The organism is Nocardia sp. NPDC004415 (assembly GCF_053602435.1).
Genome location: NZ_JBSGDP010000008.1, coordinates 69,887 through 93,734, shown reverse-complemented (window position 1 = coordinate 93,734; position 23,848 = coordinate 69,887). Strand labels below are relative to the sequence as shown.

Sequence of the window (23,848 nt, the reverse complement as noted above, 5' to 3'; positions counted from 1 at the left end):
AAGACCGTAGTCTGCTGTACATGAGTCGCAAGGTTACAGACAAAGTTGTCGACCGCAGCGCCGCCCGCCACATCAAGACGATCATCGTCGGCAGCGGGTTCGCGGGCCTCGGCATGGCCATCCGCCTGCATCAGCAGGGTCGTGACGATTTCCTCGTGCTCGAGCGCGGCAGCGATGTCGGCGGCACCTGGCGCGACAACACCTACCCCGGTGCCGCCTGCGACGTGCCCTCGCACCTGTACTCGTACTCCTTCGCACTGAACCCCGACTGGTCGCGCTCGTTCTCCAAGCAGGGCGAGATCCAGGCCTACATCCGCGGCGTCGCCGAAAAGAACAATGTGCTCGACAAGCACCTGTTCGACTGCGATGTGCTCGGCATGCGCTGGAACGCCGAGACCGCCCGCTGGGACATCACCACCAGCAAGGGCGATTTCACCGCCGACACCGTCGTCTCCGCGGTCGGCGCCCTCTGCGAGCCCTCGCTACCGGATATCAAGGGCATCAACGACTTCTCCGGCGAGATCTTCCACTCGGCCCGCTGGGACCACGACGTGGACCTGACCGGCAAGCGGGTCGCCGTGATCGGCACCGGCGCCTCGGCCATCCAGATCGTGCCCGCCATCGCGAGCAAGGTCGCCCACCTCGACCTCTACCAGCGCACCGCGCCCTGGCTGCTGCCGCGCATGGACCGCCCGTACTTCCTGCCCGAGCGCCTGGCGTTCAAGTACATCCCGGGCGTGCAGCGCCTCTCGCGCGCGGCCATCTACGCCGCTCGCGAGACCCAGGTCGTCGGCCTGGCCAAGTACCCCGCGCTGATGAAGATCTTCGAGACGATCTCGCGCGGCAAGCTGCTGGCCGAGGTCCGCAACCCGGTCAAGCGCGCGCTGGTCACCCCGGACTACCGCATCGGCTGCAAGCGCATGCTGATCTCCAACGAGTACTACCCGGCCATCGACCGCGACAATGTCGAGGTCGTCACCAACGGCATCGCCGAGGTGAAGGCGGGCTCGATCGTCACCAAGGACGGCACCGAGCGCGAGATCGACGCGCTGATCGTGGCCACCGGCTTCCACGTCACCGACTCCCCCGCCTTCGAGGGCATCATCGGAAAGACCGGGCAGACCCTGGCCGAGCAGTTCGACGAGGTCGGCCAGCGCGGCTACAAGGGCTCGACCATCGAGAACTTCCCCAACATGTTCTTCCTGCTCGGCCCGAACGTGGGCCTGGGCCACACCTCGATGGTGTTCATGATCGAATCGCAGATCAACTACGTCGCCGACGCCCTGGCAACCATCGACGCCGAGGGCCTGCGTACCGTCGAGGTCCGCAAGGACGCGGTCGACACGTACAACACCGAGCTGCAGGCGAAGATGGCCGACAGCGTGTGGATGAACGGCGGCTGTGCCAGCTGGTACCTGGACAAGCACGGCAACAACACCACGCTCTGGCCCGATTTCACCTTCCAGTTCCGTAGGCTGACCAAGAATTTCGATGTCGCTGCCTACGACACGACTTCTTCGACCGACTCCGACACCGAACTGAAAGTGGTGGCAGCACAGTGAGCAAAGATGCTTACTTCACGAACAAGGTCTGTGTGATCACGGGCGCCGGGTCCGGCATCGGCCGCGCGCTGGCCGAGAACCTGGCCCGCCGCGGCGCCAAGCTGGCGCTGTCCGACATCGACGCCGAGGGTCTGGCCGAGACCGTGCGCCTGGTCGAGGCGCTGGGCGCGCAGGTCAAGGCCGACCGGCTCAATGTCGCCGAGCGCGAGGCGTTCCTGCTCTACGCCGATTCGGTGAAGGCCCACTTCGGTGTCGTGCACCAGATCTACAACAACGCGGGCATCGCCTACCACGGTGACGTGGTCAAGACCGACTTCAAAGACATCGAACGCATCATGGATGTCGATTTCTGGGGCGTCGTCAACGGCACCAAGGCGTTCCTGCCGATGCTGATCGACTCCGGCGACGGTCACGTCGTCAACGTCTCCAGCCTGTTCGGCCTGGTCACCGTGCCCGGCCAGGCGGCCTACAACTCGGCCAAGTTCGCGGTGCGCGGCTTCACCGAGGCGCTCTACCAGGAGATGAAGATCGCCAAGGCGCCGGTCAAGGTCACCTGCGTGCACCCCGGCGGCATCAAGACCGCGGTGGCCCGCAACGCCACCTACGCCGAGGGCATCGACGGCGCCAACACCGCCTCGCTGTTCGACAAGTACCTGGCGATCCACAGCCCGGAGATGGCCGCGCAGACCATCACCGAGGGTGTGCGCAAGGGTCACGCGCGCGTGCTGATCGGCTGGGAGGCCAAGGTGCTCGACGCGAGCGTGCGCTTCCTGGCCTCGGGCTACAACCGGATCTCGGCCGTGGTCAACGGCCGCTTCATGCCGCACTGACCTCAGGACGACGCCCATGCGCGAGTTCAAGATTCCGCTGCCGATCGTGCGCGCGGTGCTCGACCCGGTCTTCCGGGTGACGCTCAACGCCCGCCTGCCGATCGCGGCGCAACGCGCTCTGCTCGACGCGGTCTCCCTGCTGCAGCTGGTGCCGGACGGTTCCATCGTCCAGCGGCTGCAGCTGGGGGGCCGCCCGGCCGAGCGGGTCATCGCCGAGACCGCGATTCCGGGTTCGCGTACCCACGCGGTCCCGCCGGAGCGCGCCGCCGGCGCGATCCTGTACCTGCACGGCGGTGGCTACGTGGTCGGTTCGCTGGCCACGCACCGCTCGCTGGTGGCCCATCTGGCCAGGGAGAGCGCCTGCGCGGTGTACTCGCTGGACTACCGGCTGGCCCCCGAGCACCCGTTCCCGGCCGGCCTCGACGACGCCGAGGCCGCGTTCCTCGACCTGGTCGACAATGTCGGCTACCGGCCCGAACAGATCTGCTTGGCGGGTGACTCGGCCGGTGGCGGCCTGGCCCTGGCCCTGGCGCAGCGACTGCTGGCCCGTCACGGCATCGCGCCTGCCGCGCTGGGCCTGATCGCGCCCTGGGTCGACCCGACCCAGGTGCCGACCAAAGACCGCGACCTGGTGATCAACCGGGCGTGGTCACAGGCGTGTGCCGCCCACTATCTGGGCGACGCCGCCGTCACCGAGGCGGGCTACGCGCCCCTGCTCGGCGACCTGCTCGGCCTGCCTCCCACCTACGTGCAGGTCGATGTGAGCGAACTGTTACACGATCAGTGCCGCCAGCTGGTCACGGCCCTTCGGGGGGCGGGTGTGCACGTCCGCTTCAGCGAAACGCGCGGCCTGTGGCATGTCGCGCAACTGCAGGCCGCGCTGGTCACCGAGGCCGCGCGGGCACTGAGCGAACTCGCAGAATTCCTGCGAGAAGCAATACAGCCGGTATCGATAGACGATTTACGATAAAGCCTGGTGACGGGCAATTCGGGCGGCGATATCGCGACCCGGCCGAGAGTGTCGTAGATTACTGGCGAGTAGAACCCACTGGAAGGGCACAGATGCGAGAGTTCGAAGTTCCGGCTTCCTACACCATCCCGGACGATGCGAACAATTCCGACAACGTCTTCCGCTTCGCGCAGGAGACGCCGAACACGGTCTTGTTCAACGTCCCGAACGGCAGCGGCGGCTGGAACGACGTCACGGCGGCACAGTTCGAGCGGGCCGTCACCGGCGTGGCCAAGGGCCTGATCGCCGCGGGCATCGAGCTGGGCGACCGCGTCGCCATCATGGCCGCCACCCGGTACGAGTGGACGCTGCTGGACTTCGCGATCTGGGCCGCCGGTGGCGTGACCGTCGCGATCTACGACAGCTCGGCCGCCGAGCAGGCCAAGTGGATCCTGCAGGACTCCGAGACCAAGCTGCTCGTCGTCGAGAACGACAAGCACCGCGCGACCATCGAGGAGATCGAGGCCGGTTCGCTGCCCGCGCTCGCCGAGACCCTGCAGATCGACAAGGGCGCGATCGACGAGCTGACCAAGCGCGGCACCGACCTCGACGACTCGGTCGTGCACGAGCGTCGCAAGCAGGTCGGCGCGGCCTCCCCCGCCACCCTGATCTACACCTCGGGCACCACCGGCAAGCCCAAGGGCGTGCAGTTGACCCACGCCAACCTCTACGCCGAGTCGCGCTCCGGCGGCATCGAGCTGTCGGCGTTCGTCTCCGAGGGCCAGAAGACCCTGCTGTTCCTGCCGCTGGCGCACGTGTTCGCCCGCGCGGTCGCGCTGATCGCCTTCGACTCCAAGGTGACCATCCGGCACAGCTCGGACTGGACCACCCTGGTCGAGCAGTTCGGCGAGTTCAAGCCCGACTTCATCCTCTCGGTGCCGCGCGTGTTCGAGAAGGTGTACAACTCGGCCAAGCAGAAGGCGCACGACGGCGGCAAGGGCAAGATCTTCGACGCCGCCGCCGAGACCGCCATCGCCTACAGCGAGGCGCTCGAGAAGGGCGGCCCCGACCTGCTGCTCAAGCTCAAGCACTTCGTCTTCGACAAGCTGGTCTACAGCAAGCTGCGCGCGGCCCTCGGTGGCCAGTGCCTGGCCGCTGTCTCCGGCGGCGGCCCGCTGGGCGCGCGCCTGGGCCACTTCTTCCGTGGCGTCGGCGTCACCATCTACGAGGGCTACGGCCTGACCGAGACCACCGCCGCGTTCAGCGTCAACACCCCGCAGTTCATCCGCGTGGGTTCGGTCGGTCGCCCGATCCAGGGCCACGCGGCCAAGATCGCCGAAGACGGCGAGCTGCTGCTCAAGGGCTCGGTCGTGTTCGACGGCTACTGGGGCAACCCGGAGGCCACCGCGGACTCGTTCGAGGACGGCTGGTTCAAGACCGGTGACCTCGGCGCCATCGACGCCGACGGCTTCATCACCATCACCGGCCGCAAGAAGGAAATCCTGGTCACCGCGGGCGGCAAGAACGTCTCCCCCGCCGTGCTCGAGGACTCCCTGCGCGCGCACCCGCTGATCAGCCAGGTCATGGTCGTCGGTGACGGGCAGCCGTTCATCGGCGCCCTGATCACCCTCGACCCGGAGGCCCTGCCGGGCTGGAAGGATCGCAACGGCGTCGCCGCCGACACCGCGATCGAGACCCTGATCGAGAACCCGGCGCTGGTCGCCGAGGTGCAGGCGGCGGTCGACGAGACCAACAAGAAGGTCTCCAAGGCCGAGGCGATCAAGAAGATCCGCATCCTGCCGGTCGACTGGACCCAGGAGGGTGGCGAGCTCACCCCGAAGATGTCGCTCAAGCGCGCCGTCGTCATGAAGCAGTACGCCTCCGAGGTGGACAAGATCTACTCGTAGGTCTCACCAGCTCGAAAACGGCCGGTCGCGCATGGTGCGCGACCGGCCGTTTCGTTTGTTCTAGTAGCGTTGAGCGGCGAATTCGGCTGCGGTGAGGGTCATTCCGTTGACGGCGTAGAGGGTGTGGACGGCGTTGGGCTGGGCGAGGGGGGAACCGTCGCAGATGTTGTCGGTGGGGATGCACAGGTCGATGGTCTTGCCCGCGTAGGGGTCGCCGACGGTGACGACGGGGGCGCCCGCGTCGGTGAGGAAGCGTTCGGAGGGTTTGCCGAACAGGGCGACCGCGGCGATGTGCTCGGCGATCTCGGGTGCCAGCGGTTCGGGAATGTAGGACAGGTATTCGGCGGGTACGCCCGCGGGCGCGTCGGCGCCGAGCGCGAAACCGGCCACGGCCGCGCCCTGGCTGTAACCGCCGAGCACGATCCGGGTGCCGGGGCAGGTGGCGGCGAGGTATTCCACGCGCCGCTGGGTGTCGTCGATGCCGCGCAGGACGGTGTGGGCGAAGGCGAGGCGGTCGGTGAAATCGCCGCTGGCCGGGTAGTTCACGCCGTAGGCGCCGACCGAGCGGCCGCCGGCGTTCAGGCGCACCGCCTCGACGAAGGACGTACCGGTGAGACCGAGTTCGCCGCCGGGCTCGGCGGTCCCGCGGGCGAAGACCACCTCGATGTCGGCGCAGGGCGCCGCGGTGGCCGGATGGGTGGGCGCTACCAGCGGAATCGCGGCTGCCAGAAGAGCTGCAGACACGAATCGAGGAAGAGAACGTGCTGTCATGCCGCGCAGACTACCGACCGGCGGCGCGCACCCGGCGCTTCGTGGCGCCGACGCGCCGCCGGTCAGCGGGTCTTTCGCGAGGCTAGGAAACCGGGGCCGGGATCATCCGGCGGGCGCGCAGGGCGTAGAGGCCCGCGATGCCGATGGCGATGTCGGCGCTGATCTCGAACAGTGCGGCGAACCAGGAGAACCCGGTGACGCGGGCCTGTGGCGGCGCGTTGATGAAACTGTCGCTGAGCGGCCCGAACCAGTCGGGCAGGATGTGCACCACGATGAAGCCGACCGCACTGGCGAACCCGACGATCGTCGCCGCCAGCGGTGCCGCGCTGTGGCCGCGGAACACCAGCACGATGGCCAGCACCGCGAACAGCAACTGCATCGTGCCCAGCGCGTTGACCAGCGCCGAACAGACATTCAGCCCCCGCCAGAAATGATCGCCACCATGCACGAACAGCGCCACGGCGAACACCGCGGTCGTCGCACGCAAGGCCCGGTCGGCTGGATTGGTAGTGGTCTCCGGCATGGGGTCCTCCTGCCCTTCATGACTACTACATAGCGTAGTTTTTCGAGCGCGATCAGGACAGGGTTTCGGCCGTCACGAATGGGTCACCCCTCACTCCGGCCGGTCTCGACGCGGATATTCGCGCACCGTCCACCGGGGTGGACGGCACACAGCACAGAGCCGCCCGTCGCGGCAGTTCGCGACGGGCGGCTCGAGGGGGGAATCAGACGCCCGCGTCGGCTTTCTCGAGTTGCGGGCGGGGGGCGGCGGACTTGGTGTGGCCCACGAACAGCGCCGAGGCGACGACGCCGATGAGGAGGATGGCGGCCGGGAGGATCATCGACTGGCCCAGCGCGGTGCTGAACTCGTCGAGGATCTGCGGCGGAAGCGGGCCGGTGGCCGCACCCTCGCCGACCGGTCCGCCGCCACCGAGGCCGTTGGCGGTCAGGCGCGCGGCGATCAGCGCGCTGATGGCCGCGCTGCCCAGCACCGAACCGACCTGACGGGTGGTGTTGTAGACACCCGCGCCCGCACCGGCCTGCGCGACCGGCAGGTTGTGGGTGGCGATCGAGGCCAGCGGGGCCCAGATGCAGGCGTTGGCGAAGCCGGCCAGGGTGGCCGCGAGCAGGAACCAGACGATCGACGAATCCGGGCGCATCAGCGCCGCGAAGGCGAACACCGAGGCCGCGAACAGCGTGAAACCGATGGTCGGCACCAGCCGGGGCGGCAGCTTGTCGGAGATCCGGCCGATGAACGGCGCGGTGAAACCGGTGGCCAGCGCCATCGGCGCGAACACCAGCGCCGAGGTGGTCGGCGACATCTCCCGCACGGCCTGCAGATAGAAGTACGAGGGCACCATCAGCGAGGTCACCGCGGCACCCATCGCCGCGATCGCCAGGTTCGACAACGCGAAATTGCGGTCGCGGAACAGGCTCATCGGGACCAGCGGTTCGCCGGTGTTGCGGGTCTGGTTGATCACGAACACCACCAGCATCACCACACCGAAGCCGATGAGCAGCCAGATCCGCAGCGACCAGTCCTGCGCGTTGCCCTCCTGGATGCCGAACACCAGCGCCAGCATGCCGACACCGCTGAGCACCACGCCGACGATGTCGAACTTGTGCTCGCTGGTCGGCAGCGCGGGCACCAGCCACGCGGCCAGCGCGAACGCGATGATGCCGACCGGCACGTTGACGAAGAAGATCCACTCCCAGCCGAGATTGTCGACCAGCACACCGCCCAGGATCGGGCCGACCAGCGTCGCCAGACCGGCCACGCCGCCCCACAGACCCATCGCCGCGCCGCGCTTGTCCGGCGGGAACGTGCGGGTGATGACGGCCATCGTCTGCGGCGTCATCAGCGCCGCGCCGATGCCCTGGGCCGCGCGCGCCGCGATCAGCATGCCGATGCTGCCCGACAGACCGCACCACAGCGAGGCGACGGTGAAGACCGCCAGGCCGATCAGGTAGATGTTCTTGGGCCCGAACCGGTCACCGAGGCGGCCGGTGACCAGCAGCGGCACCGCGTAGGTGAGCAGGTAGGCGCTGGTGACCCAGATGACGTTGGAGATGTCGGTGTCGAGCTCGGTCATGATCGCCGGGTTGGCGACCGCGACGATCGTCATGTCCAGCAGGATCATGAAGAATCCGACGACCAGCGCGAACAGCGCGGGCCACGGATTGCGTCGGTCAGTCATCGAAGTGGTTCCTATCGAGAAAATGAAGCGCGGATATCAGCCGCGGGCGGGAACGTCCACCCAGCGGGGTCGCGGTATGGGGTGGTCGCGGCTCGGCCAGTCGTCCTCGGTCCCGATACCGCTGATGACGCGTTCGCCGGTGCCGGGGTCGAACTCCTCCCACTCGACGGCGCCGCTGCCGAGTTCGGCGGCGAAGCCCTCGATCCAGGTCAGTTCGGCGTGCAGGGTGGTGCGGATGTACTCCAGGACCATGCAGTACCGGCGTGGCATGGCACGGTCACGGGTCCAGTCGATCAGCGCGTCGATGTCGGCGAGTTCGTGGCGCAGGTGCGCGACCCGCTCACCGAGTAGCGTGACGACCTGCTCGCGCGGCAGGCTGTGCGCCTCGGCCAGTGCCAGCCGGAAGATCGGGTACTCGCGCGCGGGGGTGCTCAGCAGCTCGGCGATCCGCTCGCGCAAGGCGGTGCGCCCGGATTCGGTGATCCGGTAGGTGGTGCGTTCGGGCCGGTTGCCCGCCCGGTCGGTGCCCTCCGCGGCGACCATCTCGTCGTCGGCCAGCCGCGCCACCGCGTGATACAGCGACCCCGGCCGCACCTTGACCAGCAGATCCTCCCGCCGCGCCACCAGCAGTTGATACATCTCGTAGGGATGCATCGGCCGCTCGTCCAGCAGCGCGAGCACCGCGACCGCCAACGGCGACATCACCCCCCGGCCCACCTGCCCCACCACCCCACCTCCCTGCTCCGAACCAAATATTCCAGTAGGAATATACGGAGCGGAACAGACGGGGCAAGAGCTACCCCTGCTGCCCGGCGCAGCCCCGCGGAAATCGGCGAACGCGGGTCGGCCCGCCGGGCAGAATGGGCGAGTGTCGAGAGTGTGGACTCGTGTGGGGGTCCTGATCTGCCTGCTGGTCTGCGCGGGATTCTTGGCCGCGTGCTCGCCGTATGAGACCTCCGATCCCGGCGCCCCCGCACGGGTGCTGGCGGCGATGCGGATCGGCGACTGCGCGCATGTGCCCGCGTTCGGCGATATCCCGAGCGAGACCATCCCCGCGCCGACTCCGGCCCCCTGCGACAACAGCGTGAACAGCAATGCCGTGGTGACGGCATCGTCGGCCCGGCGTTGCGGCACGGACGGCGAAATACTTTGGTCCGGACATTGTTTCGCACTCCGATGGATCACCGGTGCGTGCTACCGAAAGGTGCCCGTCGGCTGGCTGCGCACCGGGCTGTGCGCGACCGAAGATCGGACCGTACAGCAGTTCCGCGCAGACGGTTCCCTGGATGTTCCCGGCTCCGGATCGAACACCTACACCGTCTACACCGACTGGCGCGCGGTCGGTTTCGACATCTGGTCGACCCTGGTCGGCCTCGCCATCCTGGCCGCCGTGTTCGTCGTGACCCGGGCGATTCGCTTCTACCGATTCGTCGAGGGCAAGCCGGCGCCCTCGCGATCCTGTTTCGGGATCGCGCTGATCCTGTTCGTCCCGGTGCTGATCACCGCGTGGCTGCTCGAGTGGATGCTGCGATCGGGCGCCAGCGGACACCAACTGAGGCAGGCGCAGGCATTCGCCGACGATTGGAGCATCACCATCGTCGACCCGACCGCGATGCCCGGCCCCCACACCCGACGCATGGACCCGATCGTCGCCCGCACCGCCGACGGCACCCCTGTGACCTGCACGCTCAGCGCTTCCACCCGGCACCGCAAAACCGGCGAATGGGTGTTCACGGCAAAGCTCCCACGCGGCGAGCGCAGCGGCTGGCGCCGGTTCGAGCTGACCTGCGCCGGGATCACGCCGCGGGCGGCTGGGTGAGGGGCCAGTCAGCGGGGAGGCCGAGGACCGCGGCGGTCAGACGGACTGCGGTCAGGAAGGCGTGGATGTCGTCCAAGCCTGGGACCAGGTTCACGGGACGGTCGCCGATCCGGCAGGGGCACAGAGTGATTCGTGGGTTTCCTGGCTTCGGGTACGGGCGGCCGAAGACGACCGTGACCGGGCCGTCGGGGGTGGCGAGGACTCTGGTCGCGATCGGTGCGCCCAGGGTGGTGGTGCTCATCAGGAGGCGCCGGGAAGTGTCGGCAGACCGTGGTCAGCCTGGCCGAAGACGGTGTAGGCGGTGCCGGATTCGGCGGCGCGGGCCAGGTCGGCGTCGATGGCGGCGAGGGCGGTGTAGATCGCGGCCAGGGCGTCGGCGCCGGTGGACGAGCCGGTGGTCGTGTTCTCGATGCGGTAGCGGCAGAGCCATTCGCCGGACGCCGGGTCTTCCGTGGGCGCGCCGATGTCGATGGACAGCACGTCGCCGCGGTGGTCGATTGCGCGCGACAGGATGACCGGTCCGATATCGGTGAGGGGCTCGTTCCAGAGGTGGATGAGGAGGTGGGGGTCGACCGGGACCAGGCGGGGTTCGTGACCGGGGGCCGTGGCGAGGTAGGGCTGGTGGGGGCCGGGGAGTTCGTAGAGGCGGACGTGGACGCGGGCGGGCCCCGCGGGAGTGAGAGTGCCGGCCAGTTCGCCCTGGCATTCTTCGAAATAGCAGCTGGCGAGCCGCTGACTGCCGTGCTCGGTGAGATACGCGGCTTCCGCGAGGAACTCGGCGGACTCGGGTTCGGGCGGAAACCCGCCCTCCCCCACCTCGACGCTGACCCGCGCGAGATTGCCGTAAGACCGGTCCCGTCCGGCGTCGATACACAGCGCACCGATCCCGGCGCGTAGGCGGGCGGGATGGGACGGCAGGGTGTGCATCTGATCGCGCAGCGGCTCGTCGACGAGGTAGATACATCCCCCTTCGTCGTAGTCGATGATGTCGGTCGCCGGCATCGGCCCAGTATGCATCGGGTGTCCGACGGTATCCGCCGGGCGGACCGGCCAGTCGACGGAAGGGGTTCGGAGGGGGTTGGGGGCGCCGTAGACTCGGGGGTGACGGTCGTGGCGGGGGGATCGCTGTGGGGATGTATCGGATCGGGCCGGTGTTGGTGGTGCTCGTGGCTGGGACTGTGGGGTGTGGGGAGGTCGGGCGGGCGCTCAATGAGGGTGGGGATACGACGTGTGGTGTGTATCTCGAGCAGGATGCCGAGGATCAGCGCACCACGATCACCAAGTTCCTCGAGGAGCGGCGCCGGGGCGATGCGGAGTTCACTCCGGCGACGATCGATGTGGCGCGCGGTGGGGTGAACATGTTGTGTTCGATTCCCGCCAACACGGACGTGGCCATTCGGGACGCGACTTTCGTCGGCAAGCTCGACGTGCGGGTCACGCCCACCCGCTGAGCGTCCGGCGGGACGTGGTTCAGAGGGCGTGGGCGTCGAGCCAGTGGCGGGCGGCGGTGGCGGGGGCGGTGCCGGTGTCGACCTCGGCGATGAGGGCGAGGAGGTCGTCGGTGGTGAGTTCGCCCGCGACGTAGTTGAGCTTCTTGACCTGCTGGCGGTCGAAGATTCCGCTGCGGTAGAGGGCCAGGATGTTCTGGGCGCGGATCGCGTAGCCGGGGTCGGCGAGGACCGTGAGGCCGGTGAGGTCGCCGCCGGGGCCGTCGGTGAGGCCGGCCTGGATCGTGTTGTTCAGCAGGTCGGTTCGCAGGGCAGCGAGGTCGGGATAGGGGTGGACGGTGGCGGGGGCGCAGTCGGCGACGAGCTGTGCGGACGGATCGTCGTCCGAGGTCGGGGCGAGGGCGCCGACGGTGAGAGTGGCGCAGGCGGGGGCCAGCGCGGTGACGGTGCGGATGCCGTCGGCGGCCACGGCGGACTCGGGGCGGACCACGCGCGGACGCAGATCGGTGCCGTCGGCGGCATCGGACACACTGAGCCCGGCGGGCAGCGCCGCGTTGACGGCGGCGGCGACGGCGGCGGGCTCGCGGGCGGGCGAAGCGGGATTCCAGCGGTCGAGCAACTCGCCGTTGCGAGCACCGAGGACCGCGACGCGGCCCGCGTCGAGCGCGGCCAGCGGATCGGTCAGCCCGGTCACCACGCTGGTGCGGGTGCCGACACGCGCCAGGGCCTGGGCGTAGATCTCGGCGAGTACCACCGACTCGGTGGAGCTGCCCGCACCGACCGCGACCATGGGCCGATCATCGGCATCAGCGCAGGACACGGCGGCCATCGCACCGGCCGTCACCAGGATCGCGGCCATACTCCGACGCACCGCGCGCGCGACCATCGCCTCCGACACCAACTTCCCGTATTCGCCGTCCACCCACGCATTTCGGCGCGACGCGGGCAGTATTACCACCCAGAATGTACCTGCGGCCCCCGGGACGCATGCACAGCGCACTGCCCGCCTTTGCCGGAAGGACCCCAGTGAAAACCGCGTTCACCGCTTCGCCAGGACATCGCCGACCGGCTCGCCGCCTCGTGGTCCGGGCCGGACGGGTACTCGCGGCCGCTGTCGCTCTCGCCGCCGCCATGATCGTCTCCGCCTGCGGCAACACCGATCCGATGGCGGCCAAGGGCGATTGCGCCAGCGACGCGCTGATCATCGGTTCGGCCGACTTTCCCGAATCCGAGACCGTCGCCACGATCTACACCGAGGTCTTACGCATCAATGGCTTCAAGGTCGACACCGAGTTCAATATCGGTGATCGCGAAACCTATCTCCCGGCGCTGCGCCAGTGCGCGATCTCGCTGATTCCCGAATACACCGGAAACCTGTTGCGCTACCTGGACAACGACGCCACCGCCACCACCGCCGACGAGGTCACCGCGGCCCTGCCCGGCGTGCTCGGCGAGGAACTGGCCATCGCGACGCCCGCGCCCGGCCAGGATTCCGACGCGGTGGTGGTCACCCGGGCCACCGCCGAGAAATGGAAGCTGAGCAGCATCGCCGATCTGGCACCGCATTCGGCCGAGGTGACCTTCGGCGCCCAGCCGGAATTCGCGCAGCGGCCCGGCGGATTGCCCGGGCTGAAGAAGAACTACGGGCTCGACATCAGCGCGGGCAATTTCGAGGCGATCGACGACCACGGCGGCCCGGCGACGGTGCGCGCGCTGGTCGACGGAAAGGTCCTCGCCGCCGACATCTACACCACCTCCCCCGCCATCGCGCAGAACGATCTGGTGGTGCTCGCCGATCCGAAGCGCAATTTCGCGGCGCAGAATGTGGTGCCGCTGTTCAATGCCGCGAAGAAGACCGACAAAGCGGTGGCGGTCCTCGACGCGGTGTCGGCGAAACTCACCACCACGGAATTGATTTCGCTCAACACGGCGGTCTCCGGGCCCGGCAGGATCGAGCCGAAGGCGGCCGCGCTGGCGTGGATCACCGCACAGGGCTTGAATTCCCCGATCGGTTAGTCATCGCCCAGCAGGGCGCGCAGGTGTGGGTCGTCGGCCAGTACCGCCCGCATCCTGGCACGTTCGTGGGCGCGCTGGGCCTGGGCGTGCAGCCAGTCCTGCGCGGCCTGCACGAGCACGACGTTCACCCCGACGCCCGCCGCCTCGGCCGCGGCGACGAGCTCCGCGGCCATCTCGTCCGGAAACTGCACGGTGATCGATGCCATGCCCCGATGATCCCAGACAACGCGACAGCGCCCCCGTTCCGGACCGGAACGGGGGCGCTGTTCGACGGAACTACTGACTACGCGACACCCTCGGCGCGCGCGGTCGCGGCCACGGCCGCGGCGACGGCGGAAGCCACGCGCGGGTCCAGCGGGCTCGGGATGATCTTGTCGACCGCGAGCTCACCGGCGACCACGTTGAAGATGGCGTCGGCGGCGGCGACCTTCATGCCCTCGGTGATGCGGCGAGCGCCCGCGTCCAGCGCACCCTTGAACACGCCGGGGAAGGCGAGCACATTGTTGATCTGGTTCGGGAAGTCACTGCGGCCGGTGGCCACGATGGCGGCGTACTTGGCGGCCACCTCGGGGTGGATCTCCGGGTCCGGGTTCGACATGGCGAACACGATCGACTCCGGCGCCATCGAGGCGATGAGCTCCTCGGGGATGGTGCCCGCGGACAGGCCCAGGAACACATCGGCACCGGCCAGCGCCTCGGCCGGGCCACCGGTCAGGCCGCGCGGGTTGCTGCGGGCGGCCAGGTCGGCCTTGACGCCGTTGAGGCCGTCACGACCGGCGCTGACGATGCCCTTGGAGTCGAGCACGACCACGTCGGGGATGCCCGCGGCGAGCAGGATGTTGGCGCACGCCACACCGGCGGCACCGGCACCGGAGACGACCACCTTCAGGGCGGACATGTCACGGCCCTGCTGGGCGGCGGCGCCCTTGAGCGCGGCGAGCACCACGATGGCGGTGCCGTGCTGGTCGTCGTGCATGACCGGGCAGTCCAGCGCCTCGATGACCCGCTGTTCGATCTCGAAGCAGCGCGGGGCGGAGATGTCCTCGAGGTTCACCGCGCCGAAGCTCGGGCGCAGGCGGATCAGGGTCTCCACGATCGCGTCGGGGTCGGTGGTGTCGAGCACCAGCGGGATGGAGTTCAGGCCCGCGAACTTCTTGAACAGCGCGGCCTTGCCCTCCATCACCGGCAGCGAGGCGCGCGGGCCGATGTCGCCCAGACCGAGCACGGCGGTGCCGTCGCTGACGACGACCACGAGGCGGTCGGTCCAGGTGTAGGTCTTGGTGAGCGCGGCGTCCTCGGCGATGGCCCGGCTGACCTGGGCGACGCCCGGGGTGTAGGCGATGGACAGGTCGCGCTGGGTCTCGAGCGGGGCACTGAGCTCTACCGACAGCTTGCCGCCGAGGTGTCCCGCGAAGATCTCGTCGTGGGTGATGGCAGCCAGGCTCGCTGCATCATCGGCCTGGGGCGCCGCGGTGGCATTCGGTGCGTCAGTCACAGATGACACGATTTCACTCCTGCTCGAGTCGGACTCAACCGGGGGACGGTTACCGCCGGGTATATCGGGTTACGGTTCTTCATGAGCGCTCACCGGACGAGCGGCCCGACGCGGATACCGGTCACAACCGGTCGCGGGGCGCGGCACTGATCCAGGGTGCGGAGCCGGACGGGTGGTCCGGGCGAACAAAGGGTGGTCCCTCGGCCGCGACGGTGCGTCGCGTGGCGGGAGGTCACCAGGTTTCCCGAACCCGGCGGTGGCGAGGGAAGGGAATCCGCAACATTCTGCCAGCCGGGCCGACCAGTTGCCAAACCGGTGCGGGGTGTCCGCCGACAGCGTGTCATCTGTCGAGCGTAGCGACGCCGAATTGCCGCGGGGTAAGAGAAAACTCGCAGCTGACGGGGAACAGCCGGTGAACAATCACACCGCGGCCGGGCGTGGCGCGGTGAGTTCGTCGCCGAGGGGTTGCGGGCCTTGTTCGCGGCGCACCCAGACCTCGTCCAGCCCACCACAGCGCAGGCGCGCACGCCAGTCCGCGGCCGGGTCGGGATGGTCGGTGCGGCGGTGGATACCGCGCGACTCGGTGCGCACCAGCGCGCTGTACCCGGCCCAGCGGGCGACGGCGAGCAGCGCGGCGGCCTGGCGGGCGCGCAACTGGGCCGCGCCGGTGCCGCCGAGTTCGAACTGCGCGCCCGGCCACATGGCGTCGAGTTCGGCGATGCTGTCGCCCAGGCTGCCCGCGCTGCGCCGGTAGCTGCGGCGCAGCGGCAGGGTGTGTTCCTGGACCAGGCCGACGACCGAGCGCGGGTCGATGTGGGCGCGCGGGCCCAGGCCGGCGCCGGGGACCGGGCGCGCGCTGCCCGCCCACTCGGTCGACCGGGCGAAGACGGCCGCGCCCGCACCGGCCCAGCTGCCCGAGGCCACGGCCCACGCGCCGCTGAGCCCGCCCGCGGTGCCCGCCGCCCCGGCGACGAGTTCGCGCCCGGCCAGGTCGCCCGCGGTGTAGAGGCCGCGCACGGTGGTCGCGCAGTCGGGACCGGTCAGCGCGAGGCCGCCCGCGCCGCCGATGGTGCCTTCGAGCACCGCGCGCACCGGCACCCGCCCCGACGCGTCGACGGCACCGTGGCGGCCGAGCCAGGACCGCAGCGGTTCCGGGGTCTCGCGCAGGGCCGCGAAAACCCGGCGGCCCTCGGCGATGGCGGCCAGGGCGGTGCCGTCACCGGCCGGGAGCGCGGTGCCCGCCTCGTCGTAGAGCACCGCGAACGGCATCGACGGCCCCGGTGCGAGGGCGGAGTACAGCCGAGCCGGGACCGGGGCCAGGCCGTAGGCGCTGGAGAACTCCATGCCCGCCAGTTCGGCGCCCGCCTCGGCAGCCATCAGCAGGCCCTCCCCGGTGTTCACCTCGGTTCCCGCGCCGCCGGACAGGAAGGCGCAGCCGCCGGTGGCCACGACCACCGCGCCGGCCCGGATGGTCCACGGGCGGAACCGGTGGTGCCGTTGCAGGCCCGCCGCGCCGACGACGGTGCCCGCCGGGTCGACGAGCAGTTGCAGCGCCGGATGATGATCGAGGACGCGCACCCCCGCCGCCAGCGCACCGCGGCGCAGCCTGCGCAGATAGCTCGCGCCGTCGAGATATACGCGCGGCGGACCGGGGGCGGGCGCGCGCCGCACCGGCCCGGTCCAGCCGCGCAGCCGCCGATGCGTCTCGTCGATCACCCGCTCCAGCCAGACCGGATCGCCCAGACCGCCGCCGCGCGCGATGCTCGCGGCCACCGCCTCGGCCCGGTCCTGACCCGGTTCGATGTCCCACAGCACGGTGGTGCCGTGCACGGTGGGACCGCTGGATCCGCTGCGGCTCTTGTCCGCCAGCACCACGCGCGCACCGGCGGCCGCGGCGGCGACGGCGGCCCAGAGCCCGGCGGGCCCGCCGCCGAGGATCAGAACATCCGTCTCGATGCTGGTCACAGAGAGAAATGTTCGCCGCTCATTCACCTGCCCGCAACCACTACGCGGCGGTCAACCCCACCATTGTGTCCAAAGCAGTACACCGGTCGTGACCAGAACGATCGCCGACCCCGACAACGCCGCCGGACCACGCCCGCGATCCGCCACGAGTTGCGCGCCGACGACCACCACCGCCGCCACCACATGCCAGCCCAGCGAGGCGGCACCGGGCCCGGGGAAATCGCGCCGCGCGCCCATCACGGCGGCGCCGATCACCACGCACAGCAGCACCACGACGCCACCGGCGACGACGCCGCTGATCCCGCGCAGCAGCGTCACGAGGTGATCACCGGGACACCGCTCGCCTTGCCGATCAGCGCCTCGAACTGCTCGGGATCGGTGTGGCAGGCGCCGAGCGCGATGGTCTTGTTGCTGCCGTGATAGTCCGAGGAGCCGGTGCGTAGCAGGCCGAGTTCGGCGGAGAGGTCGGTGAGCACCGCGCGATCGGCGGCGCTGTGGTCGGGATGGTCGATCTCGAGACCCCCCAGGCCGAGCGTGGCCAGTTCCCTGATCTCGTCGAGGGCGAGCAGGCGGCCGCGTTTGCGGGCCCGCACGTGCGCCAGCACGCTGACCCCGCCCGCCGCGGCGATCAGCCGCACCGCCGTGGTCAGCGGGGTGTCGGCCTTCTCGGCGTAGTAGGGACCGTGCGGGGCCAGCAGGTCGACGAACGCCGCGTCGACGCTCTCCACCACGCCCGCCGCGACCAGCGCCCGCGCCAGATGCGGCCTGCCCGCCGCCGGGCCCGCCCCGGCGAGCACCGCGTCGGGGTCGATCGGCAGGCCGTCGGCCACCATCTTGTCGGCCATCGCGCGCACCCGGGCCACCCGCTCGGCGCGCAGCCGCTCGCGTTCCTCGGCGAAACCGGCGTCGGTGGGGTCGAACAGGTAGGCCAGCAGATGCACGGGGACGGGATACCCGTCCTCCCCCATGCCCTGACACGACATCTCCATCCCGCGCACCAGCGTCAGTCCCGAGGGGCGCGCGGCCTCGGCCTCTGCCCAGCCGCCGGTGGTGTCGTGATCGGTGATGGCGACGACGTCCAGGCCCGCCGCCGCGGCACGGCGCACCAGTTCGGCCGGGGTGTCGGTGCCGTCGGACGCCGTGGAATGGGTATGCAGATCGATGCGCACCCCTCAGTCTTACCGTGCGGTGCCCGCGCACGGCGATCCGTCCGGGAAACCGGACGCTGCCCGTACCATCGACACGTGCCGACTCTGCCCCCGATGCCGTCCTGGCGCGGGTCCGGCCGCGCGCGCACGAGCCCGCGACCCCGGGTCCCCGTCCCCACCGCGCGGGCCATCGTCGACTGCGGCGTCTACATCGACGGCAAGCGGCGGCCCGGGCACTTCACCCCGGAACAGGCGCTGACCGAGGCGCGCGGCAGCGAGGACGGTTTCGTCTGGCTCGGCCTGCACGATCCCGACGAGGCGCAGATGAGCGAGATCGCGCAGATCTTCGGGCTGCACCCGCTGGCCGTGGAGGACGCGGTGCAGGGCCGTCAGCGGCCCAAGCTGGAACGCTACGACGACACCCTGTTCCTGGTGATGCGCACGGTCAGCTACGTCGAGCACGACATCGACGCGATCAGCGAGATCGTCGAGACCGGCGACATCATGGTCTTCACCGGCGAGCACTTCGCCATCACCGTGCGCCACGGCGAGCACACCGGCCTGACCGGCGTCCGCCGCGAACTCGAGGCCGACCCCGACCAGGTGCGCCTTGGCCCGTACTCGGTGCTGCACACGGTGGCCGATCACGTGGTCGACTCGTATGTGGAGGTCTCCGAATCGGTCGAGCAGGACATCGACGAGATGGAGGAGGCGGTGTTCACGCCGAACTCCAAGATCGGGGTCGAGGCGATCTACCAGCTCAAGCGCGAGGTGGTGGAACTACGCCGCTCGGTCGCGCCGCTGGGCCTGCCGCTGCAACTGCTGGTGCACAACAAGGAACTGCCGGTGCCCCAGGAGATCCGGGCCTACCTGCGCGACGTCGCCGACCATCACACCAGCGTCTCCGAACACATCACCTTCTTCGACGAGGCCCTCAGCGGCCTGGTCAACGCGGCCCTGGCCAAGATCAGCGTCCAGCAGAACACCGACATGCGCAAGATCTCGGCCTACGCCGCCATGGCCGCGGTACCGACGATGATCGCCGGCGTCTACGGCATGAACTTCGACTACATGTGGGAACTACACCAACCCGCCGCGTACCCGGTCGTACTTCTGGTGATGGCGGTGTTGTGCGCCATGCTGTTCCGCAGCTTCCGCCGCAACAAGTGGCTCTAGCACTACGAACCGATCGGCGGATCGGGATCTTTGCGCCGATCACCCGAACGCGGCCCCGTTCAACACCGCATCGATGAATTTTCGGGGAGGCAAGTAGTTGTGAAGCTCGATGTAGTGAACGATCATCACCGGCGCAATATAGCTTTCACCCGCCGACCCCCGTACCAGAATCTCCCCGTTTCCCAGAGCTTCCAAACCGACCAGCTCATCATGCAGTTGAAGTCCAGTCATTTCTTCTTCGGTTCCAGCCAGGATTTCGGACGCGCAGAATTCACATCCGTGGTATCCCCGAGTCATGTTGATGCGATTCTTTGCCCCCTTTTGCAATCGGGCCAGAAATTGGCGGGATGTTTCTCCGGTCGGAAACGGTTCATCGACGGAGAGCCAGCCGATATTCAGAACTCGACCACAATCCGCAGGAGCCCGAATATAGGTGTAGGGGCTGAGATCGGCGAAATACATGGTTCTAGAGGTTCACTGCCCCTCGGGACGGGTCGCGGACGTCGATGCCCGCCTCGGTCCAGGCGTCGCGTAGGGCCTGGGCGCCGCGGACCCGGACCCAGGCGGCCTCGGTGGCGGTGATCGGGGTGACGCTGAGGTAGCGCACCGGTTCGGCCGGTTCGGGTAGCGCCACCTCGGGCACGTCGCTCTCGCCGAGCAGCACGGCGGTGAAGAGGGCGTTGCGCCACAGCGGTTCCCCGAGGTCGAGGAGTGCGTCGGCTTGCAGCACAACGCCTTCCACCGACGGGGTGGCGACCAGTACGCCCAGTGACTTGGCCACCCCGGCCTGTGGTCCGGCGCTCAGGAGCAGGGTGAGGACCAGTTCGGCGCGGGGGCCGCGCAGCGGGTCGGCGAGGAGGTCGGAGGGGTCGCCCATGGGGTGGCGGGAGCCGCCGAGGGTGGCGTAGTGGACCACGCCGTCGCCGGGGATGCGCAGGATCTCGATCGGTTCCAGGCCGAGGAAGGTCACCGAGGCCGCGTCGACCTGATCGCGCGCGACCTCGTAGTGGTCCAGCACCGCGGTGCGGACCGTGTTCACCACATCCATCGGCTCACAGCGCCAATCGGGCCAGCATGTCGCGGGCGCGCTCGGCGCTCTTCGGGTCGCACAGCACGTCGTAGCGGCCCGCGACCAGTTGCATGGTCGAGGCGAAGTCACGCTGGCCCTTGGTGGCCGCGTACGGGATCGAGGTGGTGATGACGCCGAAGATGATGCCGCCGACCAGGCCGACGACCAGCGGGCCCAGCGCGCCACCGGTGGTGGTGAACAGGCTCAGCAGCAGGCCGAGGAACAGGCCCAGCCAGGCGCCCGAGACCACACCGCCGCCGATGACCTTGCCCCAGGTGAGCCGGTAGAGCACCCGCTCGACCTGCATCAGGTCGACACCCACGATGGTCACATCGCCCACCGGGAACTGCCCGTCGGCCAGGTAGTCGACCGCGCGCTGCGCTTCGGCGTAGGTCGGATACGAGCCGACCGGCCAGCCCGACGGCGGCGTCGGCAACGCCTGCCGTCCGCGATTCGGGTTGCCCAAGGGATTCGTCATAGTCCCATTCTGCTAGGTCCGGGGTGGGTGTGGTGGAGTGAAACGCGTCTCCAAAATGTCCGGTATGCCCGTTCTGTGATCGCGGGCTCCCGGATCAGGCGTCTGTCCTCTTCATTCCTGCTGCTCGACCCTTGTCGGCTATCACCTTGGCCATCTTGGCGCTGGCCTCGTCGATCATCTCATCTCCGAGCATCACCGCGCCGCGCGCGCCGCCCTCGGCCGAGGTGTGGAAGGCGTAGGCGTCGAGAATCTGCTCGGCGCGGTCGTAGTCGCGCTGGCGGGGGCTGAAGATCTCGTTGGCCGCGTCGACCTGGGTCGGATGCAGCACCCACTTGCCGTCGAAACCGAGTGCGGCCGTGCGGCTCGCGGCGCGGCGGAAGCCGTCCAGATCGCGGATCTGCAGGTAGGGGCCGTCGATGGCCTGCAGGCCGTGGGCGCGGGCGGCGAGCAGGATGGTCATCAGGATGTGGTGGTAGGCGTCGCCGACGTCGTAGCCCTCCGGCTGCTCGCCGACCACCAGGGTGCGCATATTGATACTGGCCATGAAATCGGCGGGGCCGAACACCAGCGTCTGCACGCGCGGGCTCGCGGTGGCGATGGCGTCGATATTGCGCAGGCCCAGCGCGTTCTCGATCTGCGGCTCGATGCCGATGCGGCCCACCTCGAGTCCGCTGGCCTTCTCCAGCTGGGTCAGCAGCAGATCCAGGGCCTGGACCTGACCGGCGTCGGTCACCTTCGGCAGCAGGATCGCGTCGAGCACCGCGCCCGCGCCCTCGACCACCTGGATGACATCGGCGTAGGTCCACTCGGTCGACCAGTCGTTGACCCGGACCACCCGCAGCTGCTCACCCCACCCCGGCTCGTTGAGCGCGGCAACGATATTGGCCCGCGCCGCGACCTTGGCGCCGGGCGCGACCGCATCCTCCAGGTCGAGGAACACCTCGTCCACCGGCAGGCCCTTGGCCTTGGCGATCATCTTGGGATTGCTGCCTGGCACGGCGAGCACCGAGCGACGGGGCTGCATGGGGCCTCCTGTTGTTCGTCACACCGGCCGTGGCGTGTGGTGACCGGCCGTAGCGGACCGCCTAGCCTGATGATCATGGCAACCACCAGGGTGTACGTCGCCCGGCTCGCCGGCCTGACGGTGCTGGGTCCGGACGGGGAGTCTATCGGCCGGGTCCGTGACGTGGTCGTGGCCGTCCGGTACGGGCGCCAGCAACCGCGGGTGCACGGGCTGGTAGTCGAATTGGTCACCCGGCGGCGGATTTTCGTGCCGATGCTGCGGGTCACCGGGATCGAACCGGGCATGGTCACACTCAACACGGGCACCGTCAGCCTGCGCCGATTCGCGCAGCGACCGGGCGAGATGCTGGCGCTGGCGCAGATCGTGGACTCGCAGGTGCGCGTGGACGACCCCGGCCTGCCCGACCTGGACGGGGTCGCGGTCTTCGTCGCCGATCTCGGTATCGAGCAGACCCGCACCCGCGACTGGGTGATCGGGCGCGTCGCGGTGCGCGGGCACCGGCGCATCGGGCGGCGGCGCACCGTGCACGTGGTCGACTGGTCGCAGGTCGTCGGGCTGACGCCCGCCGTGGTCGGCAGACCGGGACAGGACGTCACCACGCTGCTGTCGCAGTTCGAGGGCCTGCGCCCGGCCGATGTGGCACACCGGCTGCGCGAACTGCCCGAGAAGCGCCGCGTCGAGGTGGCCATCGCCCTGGACGACGAGCGCCTCGCCGACGTGGTCCAGGAACTGCCCGACGACGACCAGGTCGACCTGCTCGGCCACCTCGAGGTGCACCGCGCCGCCGACGTGCTCGAGGCCATGGACCCCGACGACGCCGCCGACCTGCTCGGCGAGCTGCCCGAGAGCGAGGCCGAATCGCTGCTCGCGCTGATGGACCCGGAGGAATCCGAGCCGGTGCGCCGCCTGCTCGCGCACTCCCCCGACACCGCGGGCGGCCTGATGACGACCAAACCGGTGGTGCTGAGTCCGTCCACCACCGTCGCCGAGGCGCTCGCGCGGGTCCGCGATCCCGACCTGACCCCGGCGCTGGCCTCCATGGCCTTCGTCGTGCGGCCGCCCACCGCCACGCCCACCGGCCGCTACCTGGGCTGTGTGCACATCCAGCAGCTGCTGCGGGAACCGCCCGCGCATCTGGTCGGCGGGATCGTCGACGCGGATCTGTCGCCGCTGTCGGCCGAGCTGCCGCTGGCCGCGGTGACCCGCTACTTCGCCACCTACAACCTGGTGTGTGGGCCGGTGGTCGACGCGGAGAACCATCTGCTCGGCGCGGTGACCGTCGACGACGTGCTCGATCATCTGCTGCCCGAGGACTGGCGCGAGGAAGAGCCGCCACTGGCGCACACCGAGGAGGAGATCCGCAGTGAGTGAGAAGAGCCCCGCCCGGCAGCGCCTGGAGACGCCGGTCGGCTCGCGGCTGCGCTTCGACTGGGACTCCGACGCGTTCGCCAGCGCCAGCGAGAAGGTGGCCCGCTTCCTCGGCACCGGCCGCTACCTGGCGATCCAGACCGTGATCGTCGTGGTGTGGATCGTGCTCAATGTGTTCGCGGTGTCGCTGCGCTGGGACCCGTACCCGTTCATCCTGCTCAACCTGGCCTTCTCCACCCAGGCCGCCTATGCCGCGCCACTGATCCTGCTGGCGCAGAACCGCCAGGACAACCGCGACAAGGTCGCCCTCGAGGAAGACCGCACCCGCGCCGCCCAGACCAAGGCCGACACCGAGTTCCTCGCCCGTGAGCTGGCCTCACTGCGGCTGGCGGTCGGCGATGTGGCCACCCGCGACTACCTGCGCCGCGAGCTCGAGGAGATCAAAGAGGTGCTCGATCGCATCGACGCGGTCACCACGCCCGGCGGCGCGCCGACAACGGACAAAAAGCGAAAAGCCGTCCGCAAGAAAACCTCCGGTCAAACGCCCTCTTCCGCCCCGATTTCGCCAGGCGCTCCAGATGCATGACCGGAAATGCTCAACAACTTCCTGACCGGTAGGTAACCT

At 69.4% G+C, this 23,848-nt stretch carries 26 protein-coding genes; 10 read left to right on the top strand and 16 right to left on the bottom strand.

Features of this window, described 5'->3' with window-relative positions; all coding sequences use genetic code 11:
• Nucleotides 1–20 precede the first annotated feature (20 nt).
• The 4 genes from ACWEMY_RS06250 to ACWEMY_RS06235 all read left to right on the top strand — a co-directional run bounded on the left by ACWEMY_RS06250 (nt 21) and on the right by ACWEMY_RS06235 (nt 5,248).
• Entirely contained in the window at nt 21–1,562 is a 1,542-nt protein-coding gene (locus ACWEMY_RS06250; RefSeq protein ID WP_452389100.1) for a flavin-containing monooxygenase, read from the top strand.
• A complete protein-coding gene (locus ACWEMY_RS06245; protein ID WP_452389099.1) occupies nt 1,559–2,392 on the top strand; it encodes an SDR family NAD(P)-dependent oxidoreductase in 834 nt (277 codons plus the stop codon). The genes ACWEMY_RS06250 and ACWEMY_RS06245 overlap by 4 nt, the downstream gene beginning before the upstream one ends.
• A gap of 16 nt (nt 2,393–2,408) precedes the next feature.
• Complete coding sequence (locus ACWEMY_RS06240; protein WP_452389098.1) at nt 2,409–3,362, top strand: alpha/beta hydrolase fold domain-containing protein; 954 nt, start codon at nt 2,409–2,411, stop codon at nt 3,360–3,362.
• A gap of 92 nt (nt 3,363–3,454) precedes the next feature.
• On the top strand, nt 3,455–5,248 hold the full coding sequence (locus tag ACWEMY_RS06235; RefSeq protein WP_452389097.1) for an AMP-dependent synthetase/ligase: 1,794 nt from the start codon (nt 3,455–3,457) through the stop codon (nt 5,246–5,248).
• A gap of 60 nt (nt 5,249–5,308) precedes the next feature.
• On the opposite strand, the gene ACWEMY_RS06230 is transcribed toward ACWEMY_RS06235, so the two are convergent.
• The 4 genes from ACWEMY_RS06230 to ACWEMY_RS06215 form a co-directional block, all read right to left on the bottom strand.
• Nucleotides 5,309–5,992, bottom strand: a complete 684-nt coding sequence (locus ACWEMY_RS06230) for a cutinase family protein (RefSeq protein ID WP_452389096.1) — start codon at nt 5,990–5,992, stop codon at nt 5,309–5,311.
• Nucleotides 5,993–6,101: 109 nt separating this feature from the next.
• Nucleotides 6,102–6,542, bottom strand: coding sequence for a hypothetical protein (locus ACWEMY_RS06225; protein ID WP_452389095.1), 441 nt, complete (start codon nt 6,540–6,542; stop codon nt 6,102–6,104).
• 202 nt (nt 6,543–6,744) lie between these two features.
• Nucleotides 6,745–8,217, bottom strand: coding sequence for a DHA2 family efflux MFS transporter permease subunit (locus ACWEMY_RS06220; protein WP_452389094.1), 1,473 nt, complete (start codon nt 8,215–8,217; stop codon nt 6,745–6,747).
• Between the two features lie 36 nt (nt 8,218–8,253).
• On the bottom strand, nt 8,254–8,919 hold the full coding sequence (locus ACWEMY_RS06215; RefSeq protein WP_375935415.1) for a PadR family transcriptional regulator: 666 nt from the start codon (nt 8,917–8,919) through the stop codon (nt 8,254–8,256).
• A gap of 187 nt (nt 8,920–9,106) precedes the next feature.
• Here ACWEMY_RS06215 and ACWEMY_RS06210 point away from each other — a divergent pair, with 187 nt between their 5' ends.
• Entirely contained in the window at nt 9,107–10,036 is a 930-nt protein-coding gene (locus ACWEMY_RS06210; protein ID WP_452389093.1) for a hypothetical protein, read from the top strand.
• On the opposite strand, the gene ACWEMY_RS06205 is transcribed toward ACWEMY_RS06210, so the two are convergent.
• Both ACWEMY_RS06205 and ACWEMY_RS06200 read right to left on the bottom strand, forming a co-directional pair.
• Nucleotides 10,014–10,277, bottom strand: a complete 264-nt coding sequence (locus ACWEMY_RS06205; RefSeq protein ID WP_452389092.1) for a hypothetical protein — start codon at nt 10,275–10,277, stop codon at nt 10,014–10,016. The genes ACWEMY_RS06210 and ACWEMY_RS06205 overlap by 23 nt on opposite strands.
• The gene (locus ACWEMY_RS06200) at nt 10,277–11,038 is read right to left on the bottom strand and encodes a DUF6968 family protein (protein ID WP_452389091.1); all 762 of its coding nucleotides are present in this window, start codon (nt 11,036–11,038) and stop codon (nt 10,277–10,279) included. The genes ACWEMY_RS06205 and ACWEMY_RS06200 overlap by 1 nt, the downstream gene beginning before the upstream one ends.
• Before the next feature lie 131 nt (nt 11,039–11,169).
• On the opposite strand from ACWEMY_RS06200, the gene ACWEMY_RS06195 reads away from it, so the two are divergent.
• Nucleotides 11,170–11,487, top strand: a complete 318-nt coding sequence (locus ACWEMY_RS06195) for a hypothetical protein (RefSeq protein ID WP_452389090.1) — start codon at nt 11,170–11,172, stop codon at nt 11,485–11,487.
• Between the two features lie 19 nt (nt 11,488–11,506).
• Here the strand turns inward: ACWEMY_RS06195 and ACWEMY_RS06190 are convergent, their stop codons facing one another.
• Complete coding sequence (locus ACWEMY_RS06190) at nt 11,507–12,406, bottom strand: glycine betaine ABC transporter substrate-binding protein (protein WP_452389089.1); 900 nt, start codon at nt 12,404–12,406, stop codon at nt 11,507–11,509.
• A 209-nt stretch (nt 12,407–12,615) separates the two neighbouring features.
• Between ACWEMY_RS06190 and ACWEMY_RS06185 the strand changes: the two genes are divergently transcribed.
• A complete protein-coding gene (locus ACWEMY_RS06185; RefSeq protein ID WP_375935418.1) occupies nt 12,616–13,500 on the top strand; it encodes an ABC transporter substrate-binding protein in 885 nt (294 codons plus the stop codon).
• Here the strand turns inward: ACWEMY_RS06185 and ACWEMY_RS06180 are convergent.
• The 5 genes from ACWEMY_RS06180 to ACWEMY_RS06160 form a co-directional block, all read right to left on the bottom strand.
• Complete coding sequence (locus ACWEMY_RS06180) at nt 13,497–13,706, bottom strand: hypothetical protein (protein ID WP_375929806.1); 210 nt, start codon at nt 13,704–13,706, stop codon at nt 13,497–13,499. The genes ACWEMY_RS06185 and ACWEMY_RS06180 overlap by 4 nt on opposite strands.
• A 77-nt stretch (nt 13,707–13,783) precedes the next feature.
• Nucleotides 13,784–14,941, bottom strand: a complete 1,158-nt coding sequence (locus ACWEMY_RS06175; RefSeq protein WP_452389142.1) for an NAD(P)-dependent malic enzyme — start codon at nt 14,939–14,941, stop codon at nt 13,784–13,786.
• 474 nt (nt 14,942–15,415) lie between these two features.
• Nucleotides 15,416–16,960, bottom strand: a complete 1,545-nt coding sequence (locus ACWEMY_RS06170; protein WP_452389088.1) for an FAD-binding protein — start codon at nt 16,958–16,960, stop codon at nt 15,416–15,418.
• A gap of 51 nt (nt 16,961–17,011) precedes the next feature.
• Nucleotides 17,012–17,278 carry a hypothetical protein gene (locus ACWEMY_RS06165; protein WP_375929809.1) on the bottom strand — a complete coding sequence of 89 codons (267 nt, stop codon included), beginning with the start codon at nt 17,276–17,278 and terminating at the stop codon, nt 17,012–17,014.
• Complete coding sequence (locus ACWEMY_RS06160) at nt 17,275–18,129, bottom strand: PHP domain-containing protein (protein WP_375929810.1); 855 nt, start codon at nt 18,127–18,129, stop codon at nt 17,275–17,277. The genes ACWEMY_RS06165 and ACWEMY_RS06160 overlap by 4 nt, the downstream gene beginning before the upstream one ends.
• A gap of 93 nt (nt 18,130–18,222) precedes the next feature.
• Here ACWEMY_RS06160 and ACWEMY_RS06155 point away from each other — a divergent pair, with 93 nt between their 5' ends.
• On the top strand, nt 18,223–19,284 hold the full coding sequence (locus ACWEMY_RS06155; protein WP_375935421.1) for a magnesium and cobalt transport protein CorA: 1,062 nt from the start codon (nt 18,223–18,225) through the stop codon (nt 19,282–19,284).
• Nucleotides 19,285–19,323: 39 nt separating this feature from the next.
• On the opposite strand, the gene ACWEMY_RS06150 is transcribed toward ACWEMY_RS06155, so the two are convergent.
• From ACWEMY_RS06150 to ACWEMY_RS06135, 4 genes are all read right to left on the bottom strand, one after another.
• Entirely contained in the window at nt 19,324–19,746 is a 423-nt protein-coding gene (locus tag ACWEMY_RS06150; RefSeq protein WP_452389087.1) for a DUF7919 family protein, read from the bottom strand.
• A gap of 4 nt (nt 19,747–19,750) precedes the next feature.
• Entirely contained in the window at nt 19,751–20,332 is a 582-nt protein-coding gene (locus ACWEMY_RS06145; RefSeq protein ID WP_452389086.1) for a suppressor of fused domain protein, read from the bottom strand.
• Between the two features lie 4 nt (nt 20,333–20,336).
• Nucleotides 20,337–20,831, bottom strand: coding sequence for a general stress protein (locus ACWEMY_RS06140; RefSeq protein ID WP_375929813.1), 495 nt, complete (start codon nt 20,829–20,831; stop codon nt 20,337–20,339).
• A gap of 94 nt (nt 20,832–20,925) precedes the next feature.
• Nucleotides 20,926–21,855 (bottom strand): HpcH/HpaI aldolase/citrate lyase family protein, encoded by a 930-nt coding sequence (locus tag ACWEMY_RS06135; RefSeq protein WP_452389085.1) that lies wholly within the window; start codon nt 21,853–21,855, stop codon nt 20,926–20,928.
• Nucleotides 21,856–21,930: 75 nt separating this feature from the next.
• On the opposite strand from ACWEMY_RS06135, the gene ACWEMY_RS06130 reads away from it, so the two are divergent.
• Together ACWEMY_RS06130 and ACWEMY_RS06125 are read left to right on the top strand one after the other, a co-directional pair.
• Nucleotides 21,931–23,226, top strand: coding sequence for a magnesium transporter MgtE N-terminal domain-containing protein (locus tag ACWEMY_RS06130; protein WP_452389084.1), 1,296 nt, complete (start codon nt 21,931–21,933; stop codon nt 23,224–23,226).
• Nucleotides 23,219–23,809, top strand: coding sequence for a DUF1003 domain-containing protein (locus tag ACWEMY_RS06125; protein WP_375929816.1), 591 nt, complete (start codon nt 23,219–23,221; stop codon nt 23,807–23,809). Before ACWEMY_RS06130 ends, ACWEMY_RS06125 begins: the two co-directional genes overlap by 8 nt.
• Nucleotides 23,810–23,848: the final 39 nt, after the last annotated feature.